This is a genomic window from Pseudomonas defluvii, from assembly GCF_001695625.1.
Classification (GTDB): domain Bacteria; phylum Pseudomonadota; class Gammaproteobacteria; order Pseudomonadales; family Pseudomonadaceae; genus Aquipseudomonas; species Aquipseudomonas defluvii.
This window is the reverse complement of the sequence record NZ_MBPN01000210.1, coordinates 1-3,596: the sequence shown is the minus strand read 5'-3', so window position 1 is coordinate 3,596 and position 3,596 is coordinate 1. Positions and strand designations below refer to the sequence as shown.

Here is a 3,596-nt window from a genome sequence, read left to right as displayed (position 1 = left end):
GCAGCGACGGGCGTCGCTGCCTGCAGGTCGCGTCAGATGCGGAAGCTGCCGACCAGGTGTTTCAAGCGGGTAGCCTGTTGTTCCAGGTCTGAGCAGGCGCGCAGGGTCGATTGCAGGTTCTCGACACCTTCCTGGTTGAGCATGTTGATTTCATTGATGTCCATGTTGATCGAGTCGACAACCGCCGTCTGCTCTTCAGTAGCGGTAGCGACCGATTGGTTCATGCCGTCAATCTCGCCGATGCGCTGTGTCACGCTGCTCAGGCGCTCGCCTGCCTGGTTGGCGATCGACACGCTGTCCTGGCTGTGACGCTGGCTCTGACTCATGGTGTCAACCGACTCACGGGCGCCAACCTGCAACTCCTCAATCATGTTCTGCACCTGTTGTGCCGACTCTTGCGTGCGGTGTGCCAGGTTGCGGACTTCATCAGCAACCACCGCAAAACCACGACCGGCCTCGCCAGCTCGCGCAGCTTCGATCGCTGCGTTGAGTGCCAGCAGGTTGGTTTGCTGCGAGATGCTGGTGATGACTTCAAGGATTTGGCCAATGTTGACCGTCTTGTTGTTGAGCGTCTCGATGTGGGCGCTGGACGTGCAGATCAGGTCAGACAGGCGATTCATGGCCTGGATATTGCGGTCGACCACCTGCTGACCTTCTTCGGCCAGGTGCCGTGCAGAACTGGCCTGTTGTGAGGCCTGCGCAGCGTTATGGGCGATTTCCTGGGCGGCGGCACCCAACTGATTGATTGCTGCGGCAACGCTGTTGGTGCGGTTGGACTGTTCGTCAGAGTTGACCATCGACGAGTTTGAGGCGCTGATTACACGCAATGCCACTTCGTTGACCTGTTGGGTCGCCGAAGACACTTCGCGAATAGAGCCGTGGATGCGTTCGACGAAACGGTTGAATGCCTTGCCCAGGGTGCCGAACTCATCGTGGTTGTGAATGTTCAGGCGTTTTGTCAGGTCACCTTCACCTTCAGCAATGTCTTCCATTGCCTTGGTCATGATGTTCAAGGGTTGCAACAGCATGCGAATCAGCAGGCCCAGCAGGGCGATGATGATAACGATGGCGACCAGGGTGGCGATGATCGCCGAGGTGCGGAATTTGCTGAGCATGGCATAGGCTTTCTCCTTGTCGATGGACAGGCCGATGTACCAGTTGGCTGACGGCAGGCCTTTGACTGGCGCAAAGCTCAGTACGCGGGTGCGGCCGTTAAGCTCGACTTCGCTCATTTCCTTGGTGAGGCTTGGGGTGTTCTGCGGGAACAGGTCCGACAGTGACTTCATCACCAGGTTTTTGTCGGGGTGCACCAGGATTTTGCCCTGATCGTTCACCAGGAAGGCATAGCCCATGCCGCCAAAGTTCAGCGAATTGATAATCTCTGTCAGGCCGTCGAGGGCCAGGTCACCGCCGACCACGCCGATATTACGGGCTGCCGTAACCACCACGGAAATCACCATCTTGCCGGTGCTGGCGTCGATGTAAGGTTCGGTCAGGATCGGGCCATTGGCTGCCAGGCCATCCTTGTACCAAGGGCGAACACGTGGGTCGTAACCGTCGGGCATCTTGGTCAGCGGACGAATGGTGAAGCCACCATTGATGTCGCCCAGGTAAACCGTCAGGAAGCTTGAAACAAGCGATTGTTGGCCGAGTATCGTGCCGATGGCTTCTTGATTGGGGAAGGCGGCGATGTTCTGGGCCGCGTTTTGTACCAGCAGAATACGACCGTCAAACAGGTTCTTGATGTTGGTCGATGTGGATTCGCCCATTTCCTCAAGATAGTTTTTCAGATCATCGCGAATCGCATTACGCTGCAGGTAATCGTTGTACAAGGTAAAGAGGGCGAAGGCGATCATGACGATCAATGAAGCGGCCATTAGGATCTTATGGCTGAAACGGAGGCTTTTGTTCATAACGTATATGTCCGCTAAGGTCTTCTAATCCGGGTCTGTCGCACAAAGAACAGCTTCAAAGCAGTGCAGGGGCCGATGTCCTTGTCGGGTCTTTTTCTGGCTTTTGGTGCGGTGCATCACACCTAGCTATCGACCGCTTTCATGCAAAGCTTGAATAGAGGAAGAAAAAATAATGACTGACTCCGCACACGTCGTACTGGGCGCAGATGTTGATGGTCAGCCTGTCGTTCAGGCGCTGCGTCTGACCAACCGTCACGGGCTGGTGGCGGGTGCCACGGGTACCGGAAAGACCGTGACGTTACAGCACTTGGCCGAGGCTTTTAGCGACGCGGGTGTGGCGGTGTTTGCCGCCGATGTCAAAGGTGACTTGTGTGGCCTCGGCGCAGAGGGCGATCCGCAGGGGAAAGTCGCCGAGCGCATCGCCTCGATGCCGTGGCTTGAGCATCGCCCGCAGGCCTACCCGGTCACCTTGTGGGATGTTCACGGCCAGTCGGGCCACCCCTTGCGCACGACGCTCAGCGAGATGGGGCCGCTACTGTTGGGTAACTTGCTGGAGCTGACAGACAGCCAGCAAGCCGCGCTGTATGCCGCGTTCAAGGTGGCGGATCGAGAAGGGTTGTTGCTTCTTGACCTCAAGGACCTCAAGGCACTGCTTGCGCACTTGAAGGACAATCCGCAGGTATTGGGCGACGATGCGGCATTGATGACCAGCGGCTCCAGCCAGGCGCTCTTGCGTCGTCTGGCCAGTCTTGAGCAGCAGGGCGCCGAGGCGCTGTTTGGTGAGCCTGCGCTGCAACTGGAAGACCTTTTGCAGCCGGCTGCCGATGGGCGCGGGCGTATCCACCTGCTGGATGCCAGTCGTCTGGTGCATGAGGCGCCAAAGGTGTACGCAACCTTCCTGCTCTGGCTCCTGTCAGAGCTGTTTGAGCAGTTGCCTGAGCGTGGCGACGCAGACAAACCCCTGTTGGCATTGTTCTTTGATGAGGCGCACCTGCTGTTCAGCGGAACGCCAAAGGCATTGCAAGAGCGCTTGGAGCAGGTGGTTCGGTTGATCCGCTCCAAAGGCGTTGGGGTCTACTTTGTTACCCAGTCGCCGGGAGATCTGCCTGACGATGTTCTAGCTCAGTTGGGGTTGCGTATCCAGCATGGCTTGCGTGCATTTACCACCAAAGAGCAGAAATCGCTCAAGGCCGTAGCGGATGGCTTTCGGCCTAATCCGGCGTTTGACACGCTTTCAGTGCTCACGGAGCTTGAGATCGGGGAAGCATTGGTGGGAACCCTGCAGGAGAAGGGAACGCCCGGGATGGTTCAGCGCGTGCGGATTGCACCACCGCAATCACGAATCGGGCCATTGAGTGACGCACAGCGAGCACATCTGATTGCAACTTCGCCGCTGGCTGGTCGTTACGATAAGCCGATCGACCGCGAATCGGCTTATGAAATGTTGTCGGCACGTAAAGGTACCGCGCCGGTGCCGGAGCAGGTGTCTGCAGCCAGTGAGGACAGTTTTGCCGATATAGCCGGTGAGTTTTTACAGAGTGCGGCAGGGCAGGCCATCAAGTCGGCAGTGCGCCAGGCGGCCGGTCAGTTGGGGCGGCAGTTGGTAAGGGGGCTGATGGGGTCGTTGCTGGGGAGTAAACGCCGCTAGTGCTGGGGAGCTTTCAAGCATAAGAAAGGCGCCGT

2 protein-coding genes and 1 pseudogene are annotated in these 3,596 nt (G+C 57.9%); 1 reads left to right on the top strand and 2 read right to left on the bottom strand.

Features of this window, described 5'->3' with window-relative positions; translation table 11 throughout:
• Positions 1-32: 32 nt before the first annotated feature.
• Both EKA13_RS29045 and EKA13_RS29040 read right to left on the bottom strand, forming a co-directional pair.
• On the bottom strand, positions 33-797 hold the full coding sequence (locus EKA13_RS29045) for a methyl-accepting chemotaxis protein (protein ID WP_371917216.1): 765 nt from the start codon (positions 795-797) through the stop codon (positions 33-35).
• A 93-nt stretch (positions 798-890) separates the two neighbouring features.
• Positions 891-1,856: pseudogene (locus EKA13_RS29040) on the bottom strand (HAMP domain-containing protein); the annotation flags it as partial.
• A gap of 229 nt (positions 1,857-2,085) precedes the next feature.
• On the opposite strand from EKA13_RS29040, the gene EKA13_RS26350 reads away from it, so the two are divergent.
• Positions 2,086-3,561: a helicase HerA-like domain-containing protein gene (locus EKA13_RS26350; RefSeq protein WP_065761963.1), complete on the top strand. Its 1,476-nt coding sequence runs from the start codon at positions 2,086-2,088 to the stop codon at positions 3,559-3,561.
• The last annotated feature ends 35 nt before the right edge of the window (positions 3,562-3,596 follow it).

Bases quoted from the DNA above. Each gene is read 5' to 3' on its own strand.
- EKA13_RS29045 (WP_371917216.1), bottom strand. From the start codon at position 797: ATGGTCAACTCTGACGAACAGTCCAACCGCACCAACAGCGTTGCCGCA.
- EKA13_RS26350 (WP_065761963.1), top strand. From the start codon at position 2,086: ATGACTGACTCCGCACACGTCGTACTGGGCGCAGATGTTGATGGTCAG.